The organism is Romboutsia sp. 1001713B170131_170501_G6, from assembly GCF_015668195.1.
Lineage (GTDB): Bacteria > Bacillota > Clostridia > Peptostreptococcales > Peptostreptococcaceae > Romboutsia_C.
Map to the genome: position 1 here is coordinate 866,685 of NZ_JADPFC010000001.1, position 24,100 is coordinate 890,784.

Here is a 24,100-nt window from a genome sequence, read left to right on the forward strand (position 1 = left end):
GTTTATGTAAGAGGAAGAAAACTTAACAATATTAAGTTAAAATAAAAGAATACTTTATAAAAATTTAACTATAATTTAAATGTGAAAACGTATTTTTATAAAACTTTAATATTGAAAAGTTAAATAAAAAATTTAACCAAGTTAATTAAAAAATGATTAACGTTCTGGTTAATTTATAAAAATTAAATAAAATTATGGAGGAAAAAATGGGAGAAGGTTCATTCTTAACAGGGTTTTTGATGATATCAAACATCAAAACAATTATTTTTATCGCACTATTAATAGGGACATTTTTCATAGTTAAACACTTTGAAAAGAAGAAAGTAAAGTTCTCAACAAGAACAATCTACGCGACAATAATAGGACTTATACTAGGGGTTATAATACAATTAGTGGCAGGTCTTCCTGAAGACCCATCACAGGTGACTTGGTTACAAGAAGTAAGTAAGTGGTATGGATTATTTGGGTATGGATTTATGGATTTATTAAAAATGTTAGTAGTTCCAATGGTATTTGTATCTATAATAAGAGTTATAATAAACATGAAAGAAGGGGATAATTTACAAGCTTTAACATTTAAATCTTTAGGCATGTTACTTGGGACAACATGTTTAGCAGCAATAATAGGTATAGTAGTAGGAAATGTTATGAAACTAGGAGTTGGATTTGAAGCAACTGGTATAGAAGCACCAGAAATGAGAGAAATAACTCCATTAGTTGACACTTTAAGAGGATTATTACCATCAAATCCAGTACTATCTATGGCGGATGGAAATATAGTAGCTATAATAATATTTGCTACATTCTTAGGACTTGCGACAAACAGAACAAAGAAAAAATATATGGATATAGTTAAGCCATTTATAGATTTGGTAGAAGCATTCTACAAGATAATAGTAAGTGTTGCAATGACTGTTATAAAGTTTATGCCGTATGCTGTAGTTGCACTTTTAGCAAACACTATAACTGCAAGAGGATTATCTTCAATGATATCTGTTGTACAATTTGTAGCAGCTTTATATGTATCAGTAGCAATACTGTTTGTTGTTCACTTAATAATAATAACAGCTTGTGGATTAAATCCAATGACTTACATAAAAAATGCGGCAGAACCATTGCTTCTTGCATTTACATCTCGTTCAAGTTTAGGAACACTTCCTGTAACTATAGATACACTTGTTAAAAAGCAGGGTGTTGAAGAAGGTGTGGCAAGTTTTACAGCAAGTTTAGGCGCTAATATGGGGATGAATGGATGTGCTGGTATATACCCTGCACTAATGGCCATAACAGTTGCAAACATGGCTGGTATAGATAAAGATATAAGTTTCTATGTAATGTTACTTGTAGTTATAACTATAAGTTCATTAGGAATAGCTGGTCTTCCAGGAACTGCAACAATGGCAGTATCAGTAGTTGTATCAGGAGTAGGGCTTGGAGCTTATTTCCCATTAGCTGGTGGAATACTTGCAATAGATCCAATACTAGATATGGGTAGAACAATGATAAATGTAAGTGGAGCATCGGTAACTTCAATAGCTGTTGGTAATTCACTTGGCAAAATCGATAAAGATGTTTACAATAGAAAAAACACAGCAACAACTGAAGATAGAAGTGCTTAAATAAAAATAACCCTCATTTGTGAGGGTTATTTTTATTTAAGATATATATAATTTGATATAGTAAGTTTGCAACATTGTATAATAAAGAAGATATAATAACTAACATAAATTCCTAGTAGAATAAAATACTAAAAATAAAAAATTATATCTATAAAAATTACATATTTACATATTAAAAAAATATAATATATAAACCTAATAAAAAATATCATGATTTTATAAAAAAACTATAGAAATATAAATAATAGAAAAAGGATGTATATTAACTACATCCTTTTATAGTGAAATATTCATGAATTTAACTTTATTAAAAAGTATGATAAAATGGTAAAATAGTAAATATTTTAAGTAACTTATATATTATTTGTTTAGAGTAAAGTATTACCATAAAATAGGATAATTTATACTATAAAAATAAGGAGGGACATATGAAAAAGATAGATAAGATTATAGATGTATTTAGAAATTCAAATTATACAGAGATAAATTCAAAAGCCGCTGAAATGTCTTTCTATTTGCTATTATCCCTTTTTCCATTTTTAATGTTTACTATAAGTACTATAGCATATATGCCTGTTATTCAGATAAATAAATACATATTATTATTTGAGCATATGATGCCAGAAAGTGCTTTTAATATGATATCAGCTATAATTTATTCTGCTATGAAAAATAAAAGTAAAAATTTTATAATAACAAGTTTTCTGCTAACTATGTGGACATCATCAAGAGCAGTAAGGGCTATGATAAGAGGTGCTAATAAGTCTTATAAGGTAGAGGAAACTAGATCATTTATAAAGGTATTTTTTATAAGCATACTATCAACTATAACCTTATTATTTTTAATATTCTCATCAATGGTATTTTTAGTGTATGGAGAAAAGATAGGATACTTTATATTTGGACTTATTGGACTTGATAAGATATTTATGTATATTTGGGATATACTAAGATACACTATAGGTATATCAACCTTAGTTGTAATACTTATAAGTATATATAGATATAGTCCTAATAAAAAAGTAAAGATGTTAGAAGCAACGCCAGGGGCTATAATATCAACTCTTGGATGGATATTAGTATCTTTAGGATATTCTTATTATTCTAATTATTATGCAAACTATGAAGTTATATATGGAAGTATTGGTGGAATAATAGTTTTAATAACATGGATTTATTTAAGTAGTTGGGCTATATTGATAGGTATAGAAATCAATGCTAAAATTTACTTAAGAAGAAATATATACAAATATAAATTTAATGAAAAAATCTAATAATAATAGACACTTATTTGTAATTAGGAGAGATAAATAAGGTATGAATATATATGAATATATAAATGAAAGAGATATACTTTATAATTTATTTGATTGTATTAGAATAGTAGATCCAATAAAAAAAGTAGTTATACATCAAATAAAAAATAAGGTAGAGATAGAAAGACCACCTTGTTATGAGTTTTGGAATAGAAATCAAGTATGTGAAAATTGTATATCAATTAGAGCTTATAATGAGGAAAAATCTTTTTCAAAAATAGAGTTTAATAAAGAAAGGGTATATTTTGTAATTGCAACTTTGATCAAAATAAATGATGCAAAATATATAATAGAAGCGTTAAAGGATGTAACGGAAGACAACATACTAGAAGAGATAAGTAAAAAAAGTATAAGTGATATAACAAAAGAAGTTAACAGATTAAATGAGATAGTTGTTAAGGATGAACTTACAGATTGCTTTAATATAAGATATGTAAATGAAATGCTACCTTTTAATATATCAGATAGTATAAATGAAAATAAGACATTATCAGTTTGTATGCTAGATTTAGATTATTTTAAGCAAATAAATGATACATATGGGCATTTGTGTGGAGATTTTGTACTAAAAGAAGTAGGTAAGATATTAAAAGATAACATAAGAAAAGACATAGATTGGGTAGCGAGATATGGAGGGGAAGAATTTTTAGTTGTATTTAATAATATGCCATTAAAAAATGTAACTAAGAGAGTTCAAGCTATAAAAGATAAAATAGAAAAGCATGAATTTAAATGGAAAGATAAAATTATAAAAATAACATCAAGCTTTGGAATAAGCACATTAGATGAAGATACAAAAACAGTAGAATCTATTTTAGAATCTGCTGATAAAATGCTTTATCTTTCAAAAGAAAAAGGAAGAAATAATATATCACATAAATAATAAAAGTGCTTAAAAGTAGTATAAATACTAACTTAAAGGCACTTTTTTATTTAAAAATATAGCTTTAATTATGATATATAATAATATAAAAAATACTATCTAGTAAATATAAGTTTATTATTATCTGACAAATTTTCATTAAAGCTATAACCATCAATATTAAATTTTTTTAAATCTGAAATTTTATCTATTTTATTTTTTATTATAAAAGATGCCATATATCCACGGGCACGTTTTGCATAAAGACCTTTAGTTTGATAAGTGTCTTTGCTAGAATTATATTCTTTAAAGTTTATATCTATAAATGTATAATCTTTCTTTATAGATTTTAAATCTATACACTTTAAGTACTCAGAAGAAGCTAGATTTATTAGTATTTTGTTTTTATGTGTACTTAATTCATTCATTATATTTTGAGTTATTTTATCTTTCCAAAATTTATATAAATCATCCCCACGCTTATTAACTAATTTAGATTTCATCTCAAGTCTGTAAGGTTCTATTAAATCAAATGGCTTAAGTATACCATAAAGTCCTGAAAGTATTCTTATATTTTCATTAGCAAAATCAAAATCCTCATGTGTAAATTCATAAATTTTCATACAATTAAAAACCTCTCCATCAAAAGCTAAGATACTTTCGCACTTTGGATTATTTTTAGTCGATAGATTTTTATGTCTATTATGATTTAATGTAGTTAGATCTTCACTTAGATTCATAAGGTTTGATAGTTCTTCTTTTTTTAATAATTTTAAAAGTCTTATTAAGTAATCTATATCATCTTTAAATATAGGCATAGATTGTTTATGTAGTTTTATATTTTTATCAAAATTCATAGTTGTAGTAGGAGAAATTATAGTAATCATTTTACACCTCTTATATATTTTATTTGCTAATTTCCACTTATATTAATTGAAGTAAATTTCATTAATATTTTAAGTTGAGTTTCATAAGTTTATTATATACCCTTAGTACAAAAATTTTAATCATATAAGTATGTAGTATAAAAATATTTAGAAATAGTATATAACTGTGATAAAATTAACATATATAAAAAATTTATATAAAGTATGGTTTTAAGGAGTGAATTGTTATGGATAAAAATATAATTTGGGTCAATGAAAAAAGAATAGAAAAAACAATTAAAGCTTTAGAAAGAAATAATATGAAGGGTTATTTAGCAAAGGACAAGAATGATATTATAAATATAATAAAAGAGTTAGTTGATGAAAAGTCATTAGTAGCTTGTGGTGGTTCTATGACTTTATTTGAAACAGGTATTATAGATTTATTAAGAAGTGGTAGATACAATTTTTTAGATAGATATGAAGAAAATCTTTCACCTCAGGAGATGAAAGAGATATTTAGAAAATCTTTCTGTGCAGATGCATACTTCACTAGTACTAATGCTATAACAGAAGAAGGAGAATTATACAATGTAGATGGAATGGGGAATAGAGTAGCTGCCATGCTTTATGGGCCTGATAAAGTTATAGTAGTGTGTGGAGTAAATAAGATAGTAAAAAATATAGATGAAGCTATAAATAGAAATAAAATAGTATCTGCACCTGCAAATGCTAAAAGGTTAAATACTAAGACACCTTGTAAAGAAGTAGGCTATTGTATGGACTGTAGTAGTAGTGAAAGAATATGCTGTGAATATACTATTATAAAAAAACAAAGAATACCAAATAGAATACATATAATATTTATAAATGAAAGTTTTGGGTATTAAAATAATATACAATTTATCCTACACATAATGAATACATAATCTGTAAATAATATAATATGTATATCACCAAGGGTAGCAAGGAGGAAATATGAAAAAAGTAAAGCTTATATATAATCCAAACTCAGGTGAGAAAAAAATAACAAGCCAACTTGATAATATAATAAAAATATATCAAAACTATAACTACATACTTATACCATATAGATTAAGTAAACATCAGCACATAAGTAAAGCCTTTTTAGATATGGATGAAACTTATGACCATTTATTAATAGCAGGAGGAGATGGAACAGTAGATATAGTTCTAAATGCTATGAAAGAATTTAACATAGATATACCTATTGCTATACTTCCAACAGGAACAGCTAATGATTTTGCTAAAGCTTTAAATATTTCCTTAGATATAAATAAAGCCGTTAAAGATATAATTAATTCAGAACCTAAAAGTATAGATATAGGAAAAATAAATAATAAATATTTTATAAATGTAGCTAGTGCAGGAATGTTTACTGATGTATCTCAGAAGATAAATCCAGAATTGAAAAATTATATGGGAAAAGTATCTTATTATATTACAGGTATAGAGGAAGCTCTTCACCTAAGAAAGTTCAATATAAATGTAAATTCCAAAGAAGTTATGTACAAGGGTGATATGTATCTTATGTTAGTATTTAATGGAAAAACAGCAGGTAATTTAAATTTAGCATACAAAGCAGAAGTAGATGATGGTTACCTAGATGTCATTATATTTAAAGCAATGCCTATACCAAAATCAATACCAGTACTTATAAGTATATTAAAAGGTGAGCACTTAGATACATATAATGAAAGTGAGATATTATATTTTAAAACTAAAAAAGTAAGAATAGACTGTTGCGACGTTTTATTAACTGATATAGATGGAGAAAGAGGGCCAGATTTTCCTCTAGATATAGAATGTATAGAGGATGGAATAAAGGTACTTGGAGTAAAATAAAAAGGAAGCTAAATTTAGCTTCCTTTTTATTTATTATTTTGAAGGTTTGAATGAACTTTTTAAAGGAACAACTCTATTGAATACTAATTTATCATCAGTAGTATATTTAGTATCAACAGAGAAGAATCCATTTCTAACAAATTGGAATTTATCTAGAACTTTAGCATTTTCAAGTTGAGTAGGTTCTGCAAATCCTTGAAGTATTTCTAGAGAATTTGGGTTTATTTGTTCTAAGAAATGCTTACCTTCATTTTCAGGAGCATCATCAAGTATTAATGGTTCATATAATCTAAATTCACAAGGCTTAGCAGTAGTTGCCTCAACCCAATGTATAGTAGATTTTACTTTACGTCCTGTAAATCCTGAACCACTCTTCGTTTCTGGGTCATAAGTACAATGTATTTCTACTACATTTCCATTTTCATCTTTTATAACTTCATTACATTTTACAAAATATGCACCTTTTAATCTAACTTCATTTCCAGGGAATAGTCTAAAGTATTTTTTAACAGGTTCTTCCATAAAGTCTTCTTGTTCTATATAAAGTTCTCTACCAAATGGAACCATTCTTTTTCCTTTAGTTTCGTCTTTTGCATTATTTTCGATTTCCAACATTTCTATTTGACCCTCAGGATAATTAGTTATAACTAATTTTAAAGGTCTTAAAACACCCATAGCAAGTGGAGCTTTAGGTTGTAAATCTTCTCTTACGAAGAAATCAAGCATTTGACTATCAACCTTAGAATCAGCTTTAGATACACCTATCTCTCTACAGAAGTTTCTTATAGCTTCAGGAGTATATCCTCTACGTCTAAGACCTGATATAGTAGGCATACGAGGATCATCCCATCCATCAGTTACACCTTCATCAACAAGTTGCTTTAACTTTCTCTTACTCATAACAGTATTTGTAAGGTTAAGTCTTGCAAATTCTATTTGTCTAGGAACATTTTCCATTTCACATTCTCTAACAACCCAATCATATAATGGTCTTTGGTCTTCAAACTCTAGAGTACATATAGAGTGAGTTATTCCTTCTATTGCATCTTCTAGTGGATGAGCAAATGCATACATTGGATATATACACCATTTATCTCCTGTATTATGGTGAGTTGAATGAGCTATTCTATATATTATAGGATCTCTAAAGTTTATGTTAGGAGATGACATATCAATTTTTGCTCTTAATACTTTTTCTCCATCTTTAAATTCACCATTTTTCATTCTTTCGAATAAATCTAAGTTTTCTTCAACAGTTCTGTTTCTATAAGGACTGTCTTTACCAGGTTCACTTAATGTACCACGATACTCTCTCATTTCTTCAGGTGTTAATTCACATACATAAGCTTTACCTTTTTTTATAAGAAGCACAGCTTTTTCATACATTGTATCGAAATAGTCTGATGCGAAGAATAAGTTATTCCAATCAAATCCTAACCACTTAACATCTTCTTTTATAGAATTTACGTATTCTACATCTTCTTTAACTGGGTTAGTGTCATCAAATCTTAAGTTTACTTTTCCTTTAAATTCTTTTGCAAGTCCAAAGTTTAAGCATATACTTTTAGCATGACCTATATGTAAGTAACCATTTGGTTCTGGTGGAAAACGAGTTATAATGCTGTCATGTTTTCCAGTTTCTAAATCATTAACTATAATGTTTTTTATGAAATTAGATGAAACATTTTCGTTTGACATATTAATAGTACCTCTCATTTATTAATTTTTTATCCATAGTACAAAAAAGTACTATAATCCATAATATTAATTTTAATCTAATATTGTAAAAAAATAAAGATATAATTAAATATATATACTTAAAATTATTATACGAATGATTAAATTTTATAATATAAATATAAAATTATGATAAATTTCCTTTTAAATAGTGAACTTAAATCCTAAAATACAATAAATAAAATGTATACTTACTAGATAAGTCTAAATAATAATAATATGATAGTCATTTTTTAAACTAATAAACATATATTTAGGAGTAGTTAACTATGGAAGAAATACTATATTCATTAACAGACCACAAAGTATTAGCCATAATAGTTGGATTTTTACTTGTAATGCTTGAGACTTTTGCACCAATACTTCCCTTAATTGCAATAGTGCTAGCAAATGCTTTTGTTCTTGGAATGTGGATGGGTTTTTTAGTGTCATGGGTAAGTTCAGCAATTGCATCTATAATTTTATACTATATAGCAAATAGGTTTTCAAGGTTAAAATACATACAAAAGTATAAATCAAAAGAACAAGTAAAGAGAGTAACTTCTTGGATTCATAGACAAGGATTTAACACTATATTTATCTCTTATGCATGTCCTTTTATACCAGATTTTCTAGTAACAATTTCATCTGGATTTGCAGGAACAGAAATAAAAAATTATATATCAGGAATGGTATTTGGAAAGTTTGTAATGTTTTTACTTATAAGTTATATTGGAGAAGATTTGGATAAGGTTTTTCAAGAACCTATTAAAATAGTAGTATTTATTCTATCTGTAATTATATCTTGGATACTTGGAAGAAAAATAAATAATAGAATACATACGGAAAATGTACCTAAATAAAATTAAAGAATATAAATATAAAATTTAGACTTTTCGACAAATAATTTCACAAAAATATTTACTATATATATATTTTTGTGATATACTTTTATAGTTATATTTTAATGAAGAGGGGGAGAGTAATATGAAAAAAGTATATATTATAACAACATATACAGGTACAGTATTATCGTTTCTTATAAGACGTATAAGTAAAACCCCATATGCACATGTATCGATATCTTTAAATGAACAATTAAGACCTATGTATTCATTTGGAAGGTTAAATCCTAAAACTCCTATATTTGCAGGGTTTGTGGAGGAAAATATAAATGAAGGTTTATACGCTATAAGGACTAACACTATGTGTCGTGTTTACTCGTTAGATGTTACTGATGAACAATATCATAAATTATACAAGAATATAATGAATGTAAGTGAAAATAGAGAACAATATGATTATGATGTAAAAGCACTTTTATATCTAAGTATAGATAGACCTAGAGAAAAAGAATTTAAATATGTATGTTCACATTTTGTTGCTGATATGCTAGAAAAAAGTGATATAAACATTATGAATAAGCCTTCTTATGAAGTAAGACCTAATGATTTCTATGATTATAAAGGTTTAGTACTAGAATATGAAGGATTACTTTCTAAATACTACGATAGAAATAAAAATGATATGTACTTAAGAAGAACAGTTAATGCATAAATACCTCTTGTTTTAAAGAGGTATTTATTTTTTTACAAAATATTAAATATGCATTAACTGAATTCATTTAAACTTAATAGTAAGCAATTGCAATTACTACCAAATTAATTAGCATAAAATAAAATTAATTAACTAACTGCAATCAACTGACAAAAACTTAATTTACTGACATAAAACTGACTGTTATTTAAAAAGTATATTACTTAAATTATCTGATGCTTTTTTATCCATTTCCTTGATTACATGAGAATATCTATTCATACTTAATTTAATATCTGTATGACCTAATCTTTCAGATACAATTTTCATATTAGTACCACTTAAAAGCATCATAGTTGCATTTGTATGCCTCAAGTCATGAAGTCTAACAGTTTTCATATTATTCTTTTTTAAGAATCTCTTAAAAGTTTTTCTAATAGCTGTATTGCTCCATGGGTTCAATTCAGCATTTAAACAGATTAAATCATATTCATTTTTTAAAAGTCCTTTTAATTGTAATTCACCCTGTTTTATCTTTACTTTCTTTAATATCTTCATAAGTTCATCTGGAGCATGTAAAGCTCTTTTAGATTTTTCAGTTTTAGGATCTTTAAATATAAAGCCTTCTTTACCTAGATAAACTATAATTTGATTAACATTAACTATATTATTATCAAAATCAATATCCTGCCATCTAAGTCCACATGCTTCGCAATACCTAAGTCCAAGTATAGTCATTAGCATAATAGGAGCTTGTATATTTTCACCTTCTAACTTTTCTATAAGTTCTTTAGTTTCTTCTCTAGTATAAACATCAGAAGTTGAATTATATTTTTTGTTTGGCATTTTAATAAAATCGCATGGGTTTTCATTAATTTCTTTTAATCTATAAGATTCCTTTAAGACAGTTCTTACAAATGAATAGATAACATCTGCAGTTCCTGTAACATGTTCCTTATAAATTTGATTAACGAAACCTTGCAAGAAAGTAGGATTAATATCTTTTAAAAGGACATTACCAAAATGTTTTTCTATATGTTTTGATATTAAGCTTTTTCTATTTCTTGTTGTAAGTACGGACCAACTATATTTGTTCTCTTCAACAAACTTAGAACAACGATCTACAAATTTAATATCTTTAGAAATTATAAATTTATTATTATTAATAGAGCTCTTTAAATCAATTAAATGTTTTTCTGCATCTTTTTTATTTTTATATTTACCTTGACTTTTCTGTCTTATTTTACCCTCTTCATCTATATACTCAATATAGACATTATAATTATTATTTCTTTTTCTTATAAATGTTGATTTAATATTCAAATGTCAACACCAACTCTCTAAAGCTTAATTTTAACCTCGATAGCTTTTCCTATTATACCTACATATCCATTTTCTAAGTCACTAGCTGGATAAAACATAGGTGCATACTTAGGGTTTTCTGATTGTAAAACAATTCCATTTTCTTGTTTATATATTCTTTTTAGAGTTGCTTCATCGCCATTAACCCTAACGGCCATAATATCACCATTACATTCTAAATAATCTTGTTTTCTTATAAGGACTCTATTACCTTCGTTGATTTGAGCGTTTATCATACTATCGCCCTTTACTTCCAAATAAAAATATTCTTCCCCCACTGATAATTCCTCCTGATGTATGTATTCAAAGTCAACTATATTTTCTTCAGCAAACATAGGAATACCAGCTTTTATAACTCCCAATACTGGTACTTTAACCATCTTATTACTGTCTAGTTTTTCTAAATTAGATAACTTAATATCATCAGTTTTATTGTCAGAAATATCATTTCCCAACAGGTAATCTGTTGTTACATTAAAATACTTAGCTATATTAGAAAGCATTTCTATATCTGGTTTTCTTTTTCCGCTTTCCCAGTTAGATACTGTTTGTTTAGTAACATTAAATAACTTTGCGAATTCAACTTGATTTAACCCTGTTTTAAGTCTTTCTTTTTTAAATCTATCACATAACATATCTACATTCCTCCTAACTATATTGTAAACTAAAAATTGACTAAAATAAAATTATATTACTTAAAATATAAAAAAATGAATACTTTTTCAAAAAAAGTTTAAAATAATGTTGACAGTAAACAACATGTTGACTATAATTTAAGTATAAACAGTCAACATAAAGTTTACAGAAAGGGGTTTTAAATGATACAAACAAATAATTTAGTAGCTTATAGAAAGCTACATAATCTAAAACAAGAAGATGTTGCAAAAATTCTTAATATGTCCAAAACTTCTTATAGTTATAAAGAAACTGGTAAACAAGAGTTTAGACTTAATGAAGCTAAAATACTTGCAGACTATTTTGGTACAACAATAGATGATATTTTTTTTAATAATTTAGTCAACATTTAGATGACTAAAATAGTTTAACCTGATCAGTATAAAAAATTAGGCAATATTTGGAGGGAGAAGTAAATGAGTGAAATAGTGAAAACAACAAATGAAGATATAGTTAGAGTATCTTCTAGAGAAGTATCAGTAATGATGGATATAAGGCATGATAATTTAATAGCAAAAATAGAAAAGCATACAGAAATATTTAAAAAAGTTACTGACCTAAAAAATAAGGTGAGTGATTTATGGATAGAAAGCACATATAAGGATTCAACTGGTAGAACTTTAAAGGATTATAAAATTTCTAAAAAAGGTTGTGAGTTTTTAGCTCATAAAACAACTGGAGAAAAGGGAGATCTATTCACTATAAAATATATGGATAGGTTTGAAGAAATGGAGAAGTCATTAAAAAAACAGAAGGTATTATCACCAATGGAGCAATTAAAACTTCAATATCAAGTATTAGAAGATCATGAACAAAGATTTGAAAAAATAGAAGAAAGACTAGATAGTTTAGAAATAAATCCACACCAGAAAAGAGCTATACAAAGAGCTAAGAGTAAAAGAGTTGTAGAGTTATTAGGTGGAAGAAAAAGTGTAGCTTATAAAGATGCAAGTTTAAGAGCTAAAGTATATGCAGATATGGGAAGACAATACAATAATTACTTTGATATAAGTGAGTATGCATATACACCAAGAAATAGATATGAAGAAGCTTTAGAACTAATAGCTACATATAATCTTACAGTTGAGCTTAGCATGGAAGTTAGACAAAGAAATAATCAATTAAAATTTTTGTAGGAGTAGATTATCAATGAAAAAAAATATAAATTTGGCAGATAGAATTTGGACAACTAAGCATTTACAACTTTATTTAGATATATCTCCTAATACTGCATATAACGAAATAAGACAAGCAGAAAAACAAGGTTGGTTCTTTGTTAGAAAAACAGGAAGAAAATATACTTTTCCTAGAGATGGAGTGCTTGATTACTATGAAGGGAGGTGTTAAGTGTGAATATGAATAAGACATTCTTCGATTTGACTTTACAAGATTGCATAGAACTACATGAAAAGAAAAATTGGGTCTTTATATATGCAGATGGTAAGTTTGCAGGAATGAGAATAGAAAAAGACCTACTGCAATAGGTCTAATTCAAAAACTAAAAACTAAAATTTATTCAATATAAGGAGGATAACACAACATGAATGATGTTGCAATATTATCTCAAGATAAAAAAACTAGAAAATATTTGGAAGCTAAAGTAATAGCAGATACAAAGGATATGCCAAAAGAAGAATGGCTAAAGCATAGACAAGCAGGTATAGGTGGAAGTGATGCAAGTTGTATAGCAGGATTAAATCATTGGAAATCAGCTATACAGTTATATATGGATAAGAAACAAGATAATCCACAAGAAATTAAAAGCTTAAGAATGGAATTAGGTAATAGATTAGAGGGATTAGTAGCGGAATTATTTACAGAAGAAACAGGGTTAAAAGTTAGAAATGTAAACGGAATACTTAAAAATGAAAAATATCCATTTGCATTAGCAAATATAGATAGAGCAATAGTTGGAGAAAAAGCATTTTTAGAATGTAAAACAACAAATAGTTATGCATTAAAAGAATGGGAAGAGGGAGTACCTTCTCATTATGAAATACAGTGTTTACATTACATGGCAATAACAGGAGCAACACATTGTTATATAGCAGCATTGATAGGTAATAGTGATTTTATATGGCACAAAATAGAAAGAGATGAAGAAACAATAGATTATCTTATGCAGATTGAAAAAGACTTTTGGGAAAATAACATTTTAAAAGATGAAGTTCCATTACCAGATGGAAGTGATGCATATAGTGAGTATTTAAAAGAAAAGTACAAAAAATCAAACGGACAAGAAATAGAGTTACATTTATTAGAGGATGGACCAGGAAAGCTTTTAAGATATGACGAGATAGTATCGGATATAAAGACATTGGAAAGTGAAAAGAAGCTTATAGAACAGGAAATACAGTTTTATATGGAAGAATTTGAAGTAGCCAAGGTAGGGGAGAGAAAAATAACTTGGAAAACTTCAACTAGAAATACAATAGATAGTAAAAGATTGAAAAAAGAAATGCCTGAGATTGCAGATCAATTTATAAAAACTAGTTCAAGTAGAACCTTTAGGATAGGTAAATAAATAAAAAAAGGATGGTAAATAAAATGGCAGATTTAAAAAATAAATTACAAGCTAAAGCAACAGGAACAACAACAGTAAAAAAAGTTAGCCCTAACAAAGCTATGGAGCAATTAATGACACAAATGGCAGGACAAATAAAGAAAGCTTTACCAGAGCATATGTCTAGTGAAAGATTCCAAAGAGTAGCACTAACTGCATTTGGTAGTAACCCTAAATTTTTAAATTGTGAGCCTATGAGTTTCTTAGCTGCAATGATGGATTCAGCTCAATTAGGATTAGAGCCTAATACACCGTTAGGACAAGCTTATATAATACCATATGGCAATAAAGTGCAGTTCCAAGTTGGATATAAGGGTTTATTAGAATTAGCTTTAAGAAGTGGCAAGATAAAGACCTTATATGCACATGAAGTCAGAGCGAATGATAAGTTTGAGGTTAAATATGGATTACATCAAGATTTAATACATGAGCCAGTTTTGAAGGGTGAAAGAGGAGATGTAATAGGGTACTATGCAGTTTATCATCTTGATACTGGAGGACATAGCTTTGTATTCATGACTAAAGAAGAAGTATTAACTCATGCTAGAAATAAAAGTAAAACTTTTAATAATGGACCTTGGCAAACTGATTTTGATGCTATGGCTAAGAAAACAGTTATAAAACAGCTTTTAAAATATGCACCTTTAAGCATAGAAATGCAAAAAGCTGTAAGTAGTGATGAAACAGTTAAATCTAAAATAGATGAAGATATGAGTTTGGTAAATGATGAATCAGATAGCTTAGAAGTTGATTATGAAGTTAAGGAAGACGTTCAAGAAGGACAAGGAACATTTGAAGATGTTAAGTAATGGAATTTATCAAAGAGGTGGTGGTATTTTACACACTACCACTTCTAGCAACACTAATAATGGTTAGGAGCAAAAGATAATGCAATTAATTTATACAGTATTGATTATAGATATAGTGGTTCTATGGTTAGTATATCAAATATATATAAGGTACTTAAGATAAGTAGGTGATGACACTGGAAAGAGCTTTTAAAGGCATCTGGATACCTAAGGAAATATGGCTTAACAAAGAACTAACATTATTAGAAAAAGTATTCTTTGTAGAAATAGATAGCTTAGACAATGAAAGTGGATGCTTTGCTAGTAATGAATATTTTTCAACTTTCTTTGACTTATCTAAGAATAGATGCTCAGAAATTATAAAATCTTTAGAAAAAAAGAAAATGATAAGAATTTCATATGTATATAAAGAAAATAGCAAAGCTATAGATAAAAGAATTATAAGGGTACTCGATAAATCGAATAGGGGTGTTCGAAATCTCGACAGAGGTACTCGAAATCTCGAAGAGGGGTATTCGGAAAACTGTGAAGATAATAATACATATATTAATAATACAAGTATTAATAGTATGTATATAAATAAAGATGATTCTCTTAAAGAATTTAGTAAACTTTATGAAAAAAACTTAGGTCTTATAAATGGAATAGTAGCAGAATGGCTTGTAGAAATGTCAGAAACTATAGATTGTAAACTTTTTAAAAGAGCTATAGAAATAGCAACAGAAAAAAGTAAATGTAATCTAGGATATGTAAAAGGCATAATCAGGCAATGGTTAGATGTAAATATAACAACGTATGAGCAATTAGAAGCTTATCAATTACAAAAGAAAAACCAAAAGGAAGTGAAATCCAATGACAGAGAAACAAAAAGAAGAGTACAAGAAGAGAGCTCAGAAAATGATAGAGCAAGTGAAGAAGCAAGAAGGGCAGAACTACTTAGAAGAATTAGAGAACTCGACGATTAGATATAAGTGTGATAAATGCAGAGATATGCTTTTTATAGAGTTAGAAGATGGAAGTTATGGACATTGTAGATGTAGAGCTTTAAGAATAGCGGAAGAAAAGTTAAAGGCTAGTGGTATAAGTGAAGAATTTAGAAGAATGAGATTTGAAACTTATAATTATGAAACTAATATGCAGACAATGGAAGCTTTTTTAACAGCAAAAAACTACTCTAAGAATTTCGAAGACATTAGAGTAGTTCGTAAAAATTCTATAATACTAAGCGGATCAGTTGGTGTTGGTAAAACTCACTTAGCGATGTCTATAGCAAATACATTATTAGATAGATCAATAGGGGTAATATATATGCCCTATAGAAGTAGTATTACCAATTTAAAGCAATCTATAACAGATGAAGAAAATTATCAACGTGAAATTAATGTTTATAAAAATGCAGAAGTATTGCTAATAGATGATTTGTTCAAAGGACGTATAACAGAATCAGATATAAACATTATGTATGAGATATTAGATTATAGATACTTTAAATGTTTACCAGTAATAATTACAACAGAAAAGCTTATAGATGCATTGTTAGATATAGATGAAGCTATAGGTAGCAGATTGTATGAAATGTGCAAGAATTACGTTATTGAAATAAAAGGTAAAGGATTAAATTATAGAATGCAAGGTGCTTAATAACAAAAGATAAGGGGAGATTAGTAATGATAATAATAAGAAGCAAAGAGAAGGAAACAATAGGTAAATATGTAGAGGTTATAGCAGAAGAATCTACTGTAATAGGGGTAACTTCTTCTGGATCTACAACAGAACTAGGGACTTATGTAAGTAAGGAAAGAGCTATATCAGTTATAGACTATATACACAGCTTTATACAAAATGGATACAAGAAAGACTATTTAGATAATAAATACAGAGTTATGCAAGAAGAGATATTTATAATGCCAAGAAATTAAAAAGTATATATGGGGGGAGAATTAAATGTTAGAAAGAGAATATAGAGTTCCAAATACACTAGGACCTAATGATCTAACTGATGATAAAACAATGCTAAATTATCTTGCATTAGCTAAATGTATAACTGGAGTGAAAATAAATGGTTCAATAAAATATCCTAGTATATCTCAGGCATGTTCTGCATATAAGCTATATTGCGACTTAAATCTAGAAGACGAAGTAAAACAAGACACTAAGGAAACTAAAACAACTAAAAAGATAAAACATAATAAAAGACTAAAAATATTAGCTACAAATGTTAAAACTGGGAAAAGTACATTATGTCATGGGAACGGAGAAGTTGAACTTTTAACAAGTATACCTGCAGGAAGTGTTGCTAACTACTGCAACAATGGGTGTACATATAAGAAAACTTGGAGACTTAGCAGAGTTGGTAAAAAAGAAGGACCTTCGAATGCTAAGCATGTAAGATTGACAAATTTAAAAACAGGAGAAGTAAAAGAGATAACAGGGCTAAACAATGTTGGAAAGTTCTTTAATAGATCACCAGTTACTGTAGGGATATATCTTAGAAAAGATGGAGCTTATAAAGGCTGGAAGATAGAATATATAGATTAAGTGGAAGCTATGGAATTATATAGAAAAGATGAAGTAGTAGCTAGAGCAGAACATCTTAAAAATCACTATGGATATGATGCACTTTCTGCTATGAATATAGCAATACAAGAATTACAACTACAAGATAAAAAAGAGAGTGGGGAAACGTATGAATATAATGATTGATTTTACATATATAAAAAAAGAGCAAAATAGGTTCTTAGAATACTTATTAGATGTTAAAGGATATAACTATCAAAAAGATAGCTTTTGTGTCCCATATTGGCTTATATTGGCTCTGCAATCAGAGTTAGGAGAAATACTACAAGCAAGTATGGTCCATAAATGGTGGAGTAATGAAAAAGTAGATAGAGAACATTTATTAGAAGAATGTGCGGACTTTTTAGCTCACTTAGGAAATTTAGCAAATTTCTTAGATGAAGATATGATATTTGGAGAACTAGAGGTACAGACAACCGTACCAGAAGTTACATTTAATAGATTAGCCTATAGGATAACAACTTTATCTGGAGCTAAAAGACAAGCTAGATACCAACTAAAAAATTACCTAGTACCACTATTTATAGAACTTTTATATAGTCTAGGATTTAATGTAGATGAATTAAAAGAAGCTTATGAATCTAAGATGGAAAAGAATTACTATAGATTTAAATAAGGGGAGATTATACAAATGAGAAATGTTAGGGATGAGGAGATTTATATTAGAGCTACTAAAGAAGAAAAAGAAAGCTTAAAGTATATAGCTGACATTTACGACATGAATGTATCTGACTTTGTGAGAATGCTAATAAGAGAAAGATTAGAAGAAGAAGGATACAGGGGGTAAACAGATGATAAGAGTATATCAATGTATACTAGGAAAGATATATATTACAGTAGGCCATAATTGGCTTACTGTGAAGCTTAGTCAACTGCTAGATATAGCAATAGTAGAGCAGCAAAGAAGGGAGCTTGAGAAATGTTTAAACAAGTAATTAAAGATAAAGAAATAGTAGAAGTTGCAGAAGTTAATAGTTTTAAAGTTACATACAAGAATGACTTTATCAACTATATAACAAAGGATCATGAAGAAACTAAAAGACTTAAATGGGAAGCTTGGATGTTAGTAAAAAAAGCTAATGAACATGCAGCTAAATATGAGATAAAAGCTAAAAAAAGAATGAAGCATATGACAGAAGATGAAGCATTTCTGATAAAAGAAGAATTCTTTGAAAAACATGTAAGAGACATGGACGATGAAAAAGCGCATAGATTAGGAGATTTACTGGAAGTGATGATTTTAAATTGGGGGAAGATGAAGGATGAAAAATTACTTAACTGCTAGAGAAATGAATGATTTGTTATGTGTAAGCCACTTATTAGAAATAAACAGTAAGACAGTTGATAGTTGGCAAGAACACAACAATATGACTAAGGATGAAGGTAAGTATCTTAGAACTGCTATAACATATACTGAAAAATTTATGAAGACATTACTTAGTAGGATGCCAGAAAAGGAAATAGATAAGTTTATGAAACGTACTATTAAAGCTCAGAAAGAACCAGTGCGAATACTTGATAAGTGGATGATGGATAGAGTGTTTGGTAGCTATGAGACGGAATATGAAATTGTAAAAGTAGAAAGACCAGAGTTTGAAAAATTAGCATACTTAGCTATAAACAATCACTGTAAAGATTGTGAAAGAAATTACTCTAAGTGTGAGTTGTATGATATCTTAGAAAACAACTTAGTTCCTAGATGTGAGATGAAGAATAATTGTGCTTATGCTTTTATATCTGAAGAAGCTAAGAAAAGAGCTGAGGAAAAGAAAAAAGCTAAGTTGGAATCTAAGGGAAAAGAAAGTAAGAGAAAATCTAAGAAAAAGGCTAATAGGTTTGACAAGGATCAGGAAGATTATACTTACAATTTCACACCAAGGAGGGCTAAATAGTATGAAACAAGGGAAGAAACTTTTAAGATCTCACAAAGAGGCTTTAACTAAGATGGGATTAGACCAAAAGAATTACTTACTAGAAAGAAGAGGTACAGATGAATTTGGGGCAAGATTTTTCCAGGTAATAAATTTAGAAAATAATAAAGTCGAAAGATATTATTTATAAATATTAGGGGGAGTAGTTATGAAATTTAAACTAAAGAAAAGAGATTTAGTAGTACATGAAACAGGAGAGATTGCAACAGTATTAAAAACATATACGAAGTTAGAAACAAATGAAGAAATAGTGCAAGTTTTCAATGAAAATGGGATATTTCATGATAAGTTAGAGAGTTTTAAACCAATTGATTGTATGTTACTTAGATGTAACAGTTGTAATAAAGAAAGCTATGAGATAGAGCTAGATGTAAATGATAAGCAAATGTATGTGTGTGATTGTGGAAGCTCAACATTTACACCATTAAATATAGCTATGGATGAAGAAATATACAATTATTAAAATACGAGGGGGAAATAACAAATGATAATAACTAAAAAGAAACATAATGAGGTAGTAGATAAATTAGAAAGAACTATAGATGTTAAAGATAGCAAAATAGAATCTCTTGAAAAAGATATAGAGTCAGGAAAGATAACTGTTGATGGATTAAGAAATAAATGTGAAGAGCTAACAAATGAAAACGCAAAGTCACAGAATAGAATCGGAGTCTTAAAAAATAAGTTAGGTGAGTTTGAAAAAACTATTATAGAAACAAATGAAGATAATATTGAGCTTAGAGAAAGAGTAAAAAAACTAGAAGCTTTACTAGAAGAGGAAAAAGCAGAAAAACTAAAGTTACAAGATGACTATAAGAAAATAGCAGTTGCAAATTATAAGTTAGTTAAAAGGGTAGAAATGATAGATATTTTAAAAGCTCAATATAAAGATCAGATAGATATAGCTTGCAAATGGTCTTTCGTAGATCGATATAGCGGAGAAACTATGGAAAGACATGATTGGAATAAGTTATCTAAAAGCGGTGTAATAGATTGTTATACGAAGATGGGGCTGATGTAATATGGCTGATATATTAAGTGTGAGAGAAAGAGCTTGTAGACACTGTAAAGGGACAGTCTATAGGATAAAAACGAAGCTAGGAATATTTAAGCAATGTAGTAGCTGCGGAATATTGCATAGGTAGGTAAGATAAATGAAAGATGTTTTAATATTAATTAGTTTAATCGCTATAATAGTTGGAGCACTTGATGTTCTAGCTATTATGGCTAGAAAATATAAGGATGGTGAATAGTATGTTTCAAAAAACAATACTTTGTGGAAGATGCACTAAAGAGGGAGATCTAAAGTATATACCAGGCTCAGGAATGGCAGTATACGAAAATTCAATTGCTATAGATAGAGGCTATGGAGAAAAAAAGCAAACAGATTTTTTCAACTTTAAATTATTTGGGAAAACAGCAGAAAGTGCCTCAAATTATGTAGGTAAAGGAAGCTTAGTATTATTAGAAGGTGGGTTCCAAAATAGAAGTTGGGATAAGCCTGACGGAACTAAAGGGTATGCTACAGAAATGGTAGCTAATACAATAAAATTCTTAGATAGTAGAAGAGATAATGTAGGAGAAAACTATAACCAAAACTTTGAACCAAGTGGGTTAGATCCCCAAGGGTTCCAAGCTATAGATGACGATGATATACCATTCTAGGATGGTTCAAAATAAACATCTATCTGGTGCTGAATAAATAGTGCCAGGTAGATGAGATATAGTTAATTTAAATAACAGAGAAACACATTCTTATGATTCGAAAGTAGGTATAATAGATAAAGACAAAATGTTAAAAGGGTATAAGAAGACGGATACAAAGACTGTATGAATATACGTAATAGTTGAATATATGAACATATTTAGTTTATAAAGTATAGAAATAAGAGGAAACTTAAAGAGGAGTTTTAAGATATGAAAAATACAATCACAGATTCTCTAGTTATTTGTGGAATAGGACTTATAGTTATAAGTATATGGCAAATGCTAGAAATGATAATTATAGGGGAAATAATTCCTAGTAAGGTAGATAGTATAGTGTCAATTATATTAATGTTTTCTTTATATGGGAATTACTGTAGTTATATTAAAAATAAATAGGTGGTGGAGATTATGAAAATAGGTCAAGAAATAATAGAAAAACAAGATTATGAAATAGAAAAAATGATTAGTAAAGATAAAATAAAGATAAAAGTAGGAGATAAAGGATTCGTAGATAGTAGAGGACGCGTTAACTATACAACAGGAGCAGGTAGAGGAGCTATAGTGAATTATGACTTAGAAGTAAAAGGGTATGACCATGAAAATATAGCAAAAATGATATTTAATAGATTAAATGCAGTATATGGGCTTGAAACGTACTTGGAAGATGAAGAAATAGAGTATAAAGAATTTGTAGAGGAAATTGAGGATGTACTAATGGATATATTATAAAACGACATGGCCGAGGTCGGTCAATATTAGGTCGATACTCGGCACATAAAAATCGGATTTGTTTTGCAGGAGGATCTATGAGTGAACAATTAAAGTTATTAGGTAATGTAATAGAATTTCCTAAAAATCAAGAAGTTAAGAATAAAGAGATATTAGATAAATTTTATGTTGCAACAGAACTTTTAAGAAGTGTTGCAGAAAAAGGATATGATTTCAATATAACTATAACTAGAGATGCAGCAGTAGAAATTTTTGAAGTTGATAAAGAAAAATTGAGAGATTTATTAGTTATAAGTACTAGTAAAGATTTTGAAAGAGAAATTAAGTATCAACGTAAAAACTATTTTTATGTAAAAGGTGATGAATTAGGATAAGAATATCTTCTCCAAGAGGGGAAGATGTTCACATAAAAATTGTATTTTAAGTGAACTTAGGAGGAAAGTATGGGTGTAGATAATTACAAAACTATTAAAAAATGTAGTGTAAATGATTTTATTGAAGATGCATTGAAAAGCAATGCTATAATGGCATCAATGCCTATAGAACATTACACGCAAGATGAATTAAAAGAAATAACTAAAAAAGCTAATGAAAAAGATTTTATAGTTACTATAAAGGCTGAATATAGCAACTTTTATCAAGGAGTCCTTATAGGGTTGATACATAAAGATAATATAAAACAAGAGTACAAAGATATTATGTAAATAAAAAACATATTTAATTAGCACATTGAAAAGTGAATATAAAATTTATTACTCAAAGACTAACTTAGTGTAAGGAAATTTGATAAAAATATATTTTATTTATTATTAAAACAATTATGCTATAGACTTTTTATAATATTTATATATAATACAATTAGTAACAAAATATTTAAATAAAATAAAGAATGAGGGGGAATATTCATGGAATATGTATTTAAATTAGGCATAATATGTTTAATATTATATTTGACGTATATATTTATTGAATACTGCTTAATTAGCTATACTGAAGATAGTACATCTTTAGTAGAAACATGGAACATGTACAAGGAAACAAAGAGACTATTGTTGCCGAGTTTGATTGTTATTGCTTTTGGTGTGGCATGCTTTTTAGATGGAGGTAATTTTAAAGAACCATTACAAATTTTACTTAAATTTATAATGTATACCTTTATATCATCAACTTTAGTATTATATGATAATTCGAAAAATCTAAAAAATATTAAAGAGTTGGATAGAGTTTCAATAAAAATCGAAAGAAGAATGCGTAAATTACGCAAGAAGAAAAATTACGATGAGAGTACAGTAGAAAATGATAAAAAAATAAAAGATCTACTGGAAAGAAAAGCATATATAGAAAATGGTACACATAATCAACTATATTATGTATATACTACATTATTTAAATTTGTAATGATATATGCTTCTTGGGGGACGGATACGAATTTTTTGATACTTCTTGTTTTAGTTGATTTTTTATCAGAAGTATTATTTAAATCAAAGTTTAAGGATTATCGATGGATAAGAGAAGGAATTAATTCAGTAATCAAATTATTGTTAGTTTACCATTTATTTGCTAGCGAAAACCCATTTTCACTAGTAGCGATTGGAACACTTCTTATTGCAACAATTGTATTAAGTATATCTAATAACACAAAAGTTGGATATAAATATGAACTACCTATGTGGATTAATATATCAATAGCTATAGCTATTCTAGTTATTACATATGGAGCACTAATTTTTACAAGAGATTTTTCACCATCAATAGATGAAATCAACCCAAAGATAGCAATAGATACATTTTTTAACTGGCTATTCAAACCTATGTAAGTCATTCATATATCTATATGCTAAAGAGGATAATATTGAATATTTTTATTGCAGTATAATGAACTATAAATAAACTAGAAAAATATACACAGAAAGAGTGATAAAATTTATATCACTCTTTTTAGCATGAATAAAATGAAATAAAACAA

General features: G+C 27.9%; 36 protein-coding genes. 32 read left to right on the top strand and 4 right to left on the bottom strand.

Going from position 1 to position 24,100, the window contains the following annotated elements; all coding sequences use genetic code 11:
* Nucleotides 1–206 precede the first annotated feature (206 nt).
* The 3 genes from I4U89_RS04270 to I4U89_RS04280 all read left to right on the top strand — a co-directional run bounded on the left by I4U89_RS04270 (nt 207) and on the right by I4U89_RS04280 (nt 3,818).
* Nucleotides 207–1,619, top strand: a complete 1,413-nt coding sequence (locus I4U89_RS04270) for a cation:dicarboxylate symporter family transporter (RefSeq protein WP_243279132.1) — start codon at nt 207–209, stop codon at nt 1,617–1,619.
* A gap of 428 nt (nt 1,620–2,047) precedes the next feature.
* On the top strand, nt 2,048–2,893 hold the full coding sequence (locus I4U89_RS04275; protein ID WP_195938643.1) for a YihY/virulence factor BrkB family protein: 846 nt from the start codon (nt 2,048–2,050) through the stop codon (nt 2,891–2,893).
* A gap of 43 nt (nt 2,894–2,936) precedes the next feature.
* The gene (locus I4U89_RS04280; protein ID WP_195938644.1) at nt 2,937–3,818 is read left to right on the top strand and encodes a GGDEF domain-containing protein; all 882 of its coding nucleotides are present in this window, start codon (nt 2,937–2,939) and stop codon (nt 3,816–3,818) included.
* Between the two features lie 95 nt (nt 3,819–3,913).
* Here the strand turns inward: I4U89_RS04280 and I4U89_RS04285 are convergent, their stop codons facing one another.
* Complete coding sequence (locus I4U89_RS04285) at nt 3,914–4,684, bottom strand: YaaA family protein (protein WP_195938646.1); 771 nt, start codon at nt 4,682–4,684, stop codon at nt 3,914–3,916.
* A 227-nt stretch (nt 4,685–4,911) separates the two neighbouring features.
* Here I4U89_RS04285 and I4U89_RS04290 point away from each other — a divergent pair, with 227 nt between their 5' ends.
* Nucleotides 4,912–5,553, top strand: a complete 642-nt coding sequence (locus I4U89_RS04290) for a lactate utilization protein (protein ID WP_195938648.1) — start codon at nt 4,912–4,914, stop codon at nt 5,551–5,553.
* Between the two features lie 88 nt (nt 5,554–5,641).
* A complete protein-coding gene (locus tag I4U89_RS04295; protein ID WP_195938650.1) occupies nt 5,642–6,529 on the top strand; it encodes a YegS/Rv2252/BmrU family lipid kinase in 888 nt (295 codons plus the stop codon).
* Between the two features lie 33 nt (nt 6,530–6,562).
* Here I4U89_RS04295 and I4U89_RS04300 read toward each other — a convergent pair whose 3' ends face one another.
* Nucleotides 6,563–8,227, bottom strand: a complete 1,665-nt coding sequence (locus I4U89_RS04300; protein ID WP_195938652.1) for a glutamine--tRNA ligase/YqeY domain fusion protein — start codon at nt 8,225–8,227, stop codon at nt 6,563–6,565.
* Between the two features lie 308 nt (nt 8,228–8,535).
* Between I4U89_RS04300 and I4U89_RS04305 the strand changes: the two genes are divergently transcribed.
* Nucleotides 8,536–9,108: a TVP38/TMEM64 family protein gene (locus tag I4U89_RS04305; RefSeq protein ID WP_195938654.1), complete on the top strand. Its 573-nt coding sequence runs from the start codon at nt 8,536–8,538 to the stop codon at nt 9,106–9,108.
* Between the two features lie 124 nt (nt 9,109–9,232).
* Nucleotides 9,233–9,802, top strand: coding sequence for a hypothetical protein (locus I4U89_RS04310; RefSeq protein ID WP_195938656.1), 570 nt, complete (start codon nt 9,233–9,235; stop codon nt 9,800–9,802).
* 183 nt (nt 9,803–9,985) lie between these two features.
* Here I4U89_RS04310 and I4U89_RS04315 read toward each other — a convergent pair whose 3' ends face one another.
* The gene (locus tag I4U89_RS04315) at nt 9,986–11,104 is read right to left on the bottom strand and encodes a site-specific integrase (protein ID WP_195938658.1); all 1,119 of its coding nucleotides are present in this window, start codon (nt 11,102–11,104) and stop codon (nt 9,986–9,988) included.
* 17 nt (nt 11,105–11,121) lie between these two features.
* Nucleotides 11,122–11,778: a LexA family protein gene (locus I4U89_RS04320; RefSeq protein WP_195938660.1), complete on the bottom strand. Its 657-nt coding sequence runs from the start codon at nt 11,776–11,778 to the stop codon at nt 11,122–11,124.
* A gap of 183 nt (nt 11,779–11,961) precedes the next feature.
* Between I4U89_RS04320 and I4U89_RS04325 the strand changes: the two genes are divergently transcribed.
* The 25 genes from I4U89_RS04325 (at nt 11,962) to I4U89_RS04440 (ending at nt 23,951) form a co-directional block, all read left to right on the top strand.
* The gene (locus tag I4U89_RS04325) at nt 11,962–12,171 is read left to right on the top strand and encodes a helix-turn-helix transcriptional regulator (RefSeq protein ID WP_195938662.1); all 210 of its coding nucleotides are present in this window, start codon (nt 11,962–11,964) and stop codon (nt 12,169–12,171) included.
* A 63-nt stretch (nt 12,172–12,234) separates the two neighbouring features.
* Complete coding sequence (locus tag I4U89_RS04330; RefSeq protein ID WP_195938664.1) at nt 12,235–12,954, top strand: Rha family transcriptional regulator; 720 nt, start codon at nt 12,235–12,237, stop codon at nt 12,952–12,954.
* A 13-nt stretch (nt 12,955–12,967) separates the two neighbouring features.
* Complete coding sequence (locus I4U89_RS04335) at nt 12,968–13,165, top strand: helix-turn-helix domain-containing protein (protein ID WP_195938667.1); 198 nt, start codon at nt 12,968–12,970, stop codon at nt 13,163–13,165.
* Between the two features lie 2 nt (nt 13,166–13,167).
* On the top strand, nt 13,168–13,302 hold the full coding sequence (locus I4U89_RS15805) for a hypothetical protein (RefSeq protein ID WP_279311296.1): 135 nt from the start codon (nt 13,168–13,170) through the stop codon (nt 13,300–13,302).
* A 56-nt stretch (nt 13,303–13,358) separates the two neighbouring features.
* Nucleotides 13,359–14,342: a YqaJ viral recombinase family nuclease gene (locus I4U89_RS04340; protein WP_195938669.1), complete on the top strand. Its 984-nt coding sequence runs from the start codon at nt 13,359–13,361 to the stop codon at nt 14,340–14,342.
* Nucleotides 14,343–14,365: 23 nt separating this feature from the next.
* Nucleotides 14,366–15,190 (top strand): recombination protein RecT, encoded by an 825-nt coding sequence (recT, locus tag I4U89_RS04345; RefSeq protein WP_243279133.1) that lies wholly within the window; start codon nt 14,366–14,368, stop codon nt 15,188–15,190.
* Nucleotides 15,191–15,360: 170 nt separating this feature from the next.
* Nucleotides 15,361–16,155: a DnaD domain protein gene (locus tag I4U89_RS04350; RefSeq protein WP_195938673.1), complete on the top strand. Its 795-nt coding sequence runs from the start codon at nt 15,361–15,363 to the stop codon at nt 16,153–16,155.
* Complete coding sequence (locus I4U89_RS04355) at nt 16,088–16,831, top strand: ATP-binding protein (protein WP_243279134.1); 744 nt, start codon at nt 16,088–16,090, stop codon at nt 16,829–16,831. The genes I4U89_RS04350 and I4U89_RS04355 overlap by 68 nt, the downstream gene beginning before the upstream one ends.
* A gap of 26 nt (nt 16,832–16,857) precedes the next feature.
* Nucleotides 16,858–17,109: a hypothetical protein gene (locus tag I4U89_RS04360; RefSeq protein WP_195938677.1), complete on the top strand. Its 252-nt coding sequence runs from the start codon at nt 16,858–16,860 to the stop codon at nt 17,107–17,109.
* A 25-nt stretch (nt 17,110–17,134) separates the two neighbouring features.
* Complete coding sequence (locus I4U89_RS04365) at nt 17,135–17,728, top strand: hypothetical protein (protein WP_195938679.1); 594 nt, start codon at nt 17,135–17,137, stop codon at nt 17,726–17,728.
* Nucleotides 17,729–17,737: 9 nt separating this feature from the next.
* On the top strand, nt 17,738–17,893 hold the full coding sequence (locus I4U89_RS04370) for a hypothetical protein (RefSeq protein ID WP_195938681.1): 156 nt from the start codon (nt 17,738–17,740) through the stop codon (nt 17,891–17,893).
* Nucleotides 17,877–18,383 carry a dUTP diphosphatase gene (locus I4U89_RS04375; RefSeq protein WP_195938683.1) on the top strand — a complete coding sequence of 169 codons (507 nt, stop codon included), beginning with the start codon at nt 17,877–17,879 and terminating at the stop codon, nt 18,381–18,383. The genes I4U89_RS04370 and I4U89_RS04375 overlap by 17 nt, the downstream gene beginning before the upstream one ends.
* A gap of 15 nt (nt 18,384–18,398) precedes the next feature.
* Nucleotides 18,399–18,554: a DUF6290 family protein gene (locus I4U89_RS04380; protein ID WP_195938685.1), complete on the top strand. Its 156-nt coding sequence runs from the start codon at nt 18,399–18,401 to the stop codon at nt 18,552–18,554.
* 4 nt (nt 18,555–18,558) lie between these two features.
* Nucleotides 18,559–18,702, top strand: a complete 144-nt coding sequence (locus tag I4U89_RS04385; protein ID WP_195938686.1) for a hypothetical protein — start codon at nt 18,559–18,561, stop codon at nt 18,700–18,702.
* Nucleotides 18,687–19,052, top strand: a complete 366-nt coding sequence (locus I4U89_RS04390) for a hypothetical protein (RefSeq protein ID WP_195938689.1) — start codon at nt 18,687–18,689, stop codon at nt 19,050–19,052. The genes I4U89_RS04385 and I4U89_RS04390 overlap by 16 nt, the downstream gene beginning before the upstream one ends.
* Nucleotides 19,030–19,659: a DUF5651 domain-containing protein gene (locus I4U89_RS04395; protein ID WP_195938691.1), complete on the top strand. Its 630-nt coding sequence runs from the start codon at nt 19,030–19,032 to the stop codon at nt 19,657–19,659. Before I4U89_RS04390 ends, I4U89_RS04395 begins: the two co-directional genes overlap by 23 nt.
* 1 nt (nt 19,660) lies before the next feature.
* Nucleotides 19,661–19,828 carry a DUF6906 family protein gene (locus I4U89_RS04400; RefSeq protein WP_195938693.1) on the top strand — a complete coding sequence of 56 codons (168 nt, stop codon included), beginning with the start codon at nt 19,661–19,663 and terminating at the stop codon, nt 19,826–19,828.
* An 18-nt stretch (nt 19,829–19,846) separates the two neighbouring features.
* Nucleotides 19,847–20,161 carry a hypothetical protein gene (locus I4U89_RS04405; protein ID WP_195938695.1) on the top strand — a complete coding sequence of 105 codons (315 nt, stop codon included), beginning with the start codon at nt 19,847–19,849 and terminating at the stop codon, nt 20,159–20,161.
* A gap of 21 nt (nt 20,162–20,182) precedes the next feature.
* Complete coding sequence (locus I4U89_RS04410) at nt 20,183–20,719, top strand: hypothetical protein (RefSeq protein ID WP_195938697.1); 537 nt, start codon at nt 20,183–20,185, stop codon at nt 20,717–20,719.
* Nucleotides 20,720–20,952: 233 nt separating this feature from the next.
* Nucleotides 20,953–21,363 carry a single-stranded DNA-binding protein gene (locus tag I4U89_RS04415; RefSeq protein ID WP_195938699.1) on the top strand — a complete coding sequence of 137 codons (411 nt, stop codon included), beginning with the start codon at nt 20,953–20,955 and terminating at the stop codon, nt 21,361–21,363.
* 252 nt (nt 21,364–21,615) lie between these two features.
* Nucleotides 21,616–21,801, top strand: a complete 186-nt coding sequence (locus I4U89_RS04420) for a hypothetical protein (RefSeq protein WP_195938701.1) — start codon at nt 21,616–21,618, stop codon at nt 21,799–21,801.
* Between the two features lie 12 nt (nt 21,802–21,813).
* Entirely contained in the window at nt 21,814–22,134 is a 321-nt protein-coding gene (locus tag I4U89_RS04425) for a hypothetical protein (protein WP_195938703.1), read from the top strand.
* A 77-nt stretch (nt 22,135–22,211) separates the two neighbouring features.
* Complete coding sequence (locus I4U89_RS04430) at nt 22,212–22,508, top strand: hypothetical protein (protein WP_195938704.1); 297 nt, start codon at nt 22,212–22,214, stop codon at nt 22,506–22,508.
* 69 nt (nt 22,509–22,577) lie between these two features.
* Complete coding sequence (locus I4U89_RS04435; protein ID WP_195938705.1) at nt 22,578–22,838, top strand: hypothetical protein; 261 nt, start codon at nt 22,578–22,580, stop codon at nt 22,836–22,838.
* Between the two features lie 201 nt (nt 22,839–23,039).
* Nucleotides 23,040–23,951, top strand: coding sequence for a hypothetical protein (locus I4U89_RS04440; RefSeq protein ID WP_195938707.1), 912 nt, complete (start codon nt 23,040–23,042; stop codon nt 23,949–23,951).
* Nucleotides 23,952–24,100 lie beyond the last annotated feature (149 nt).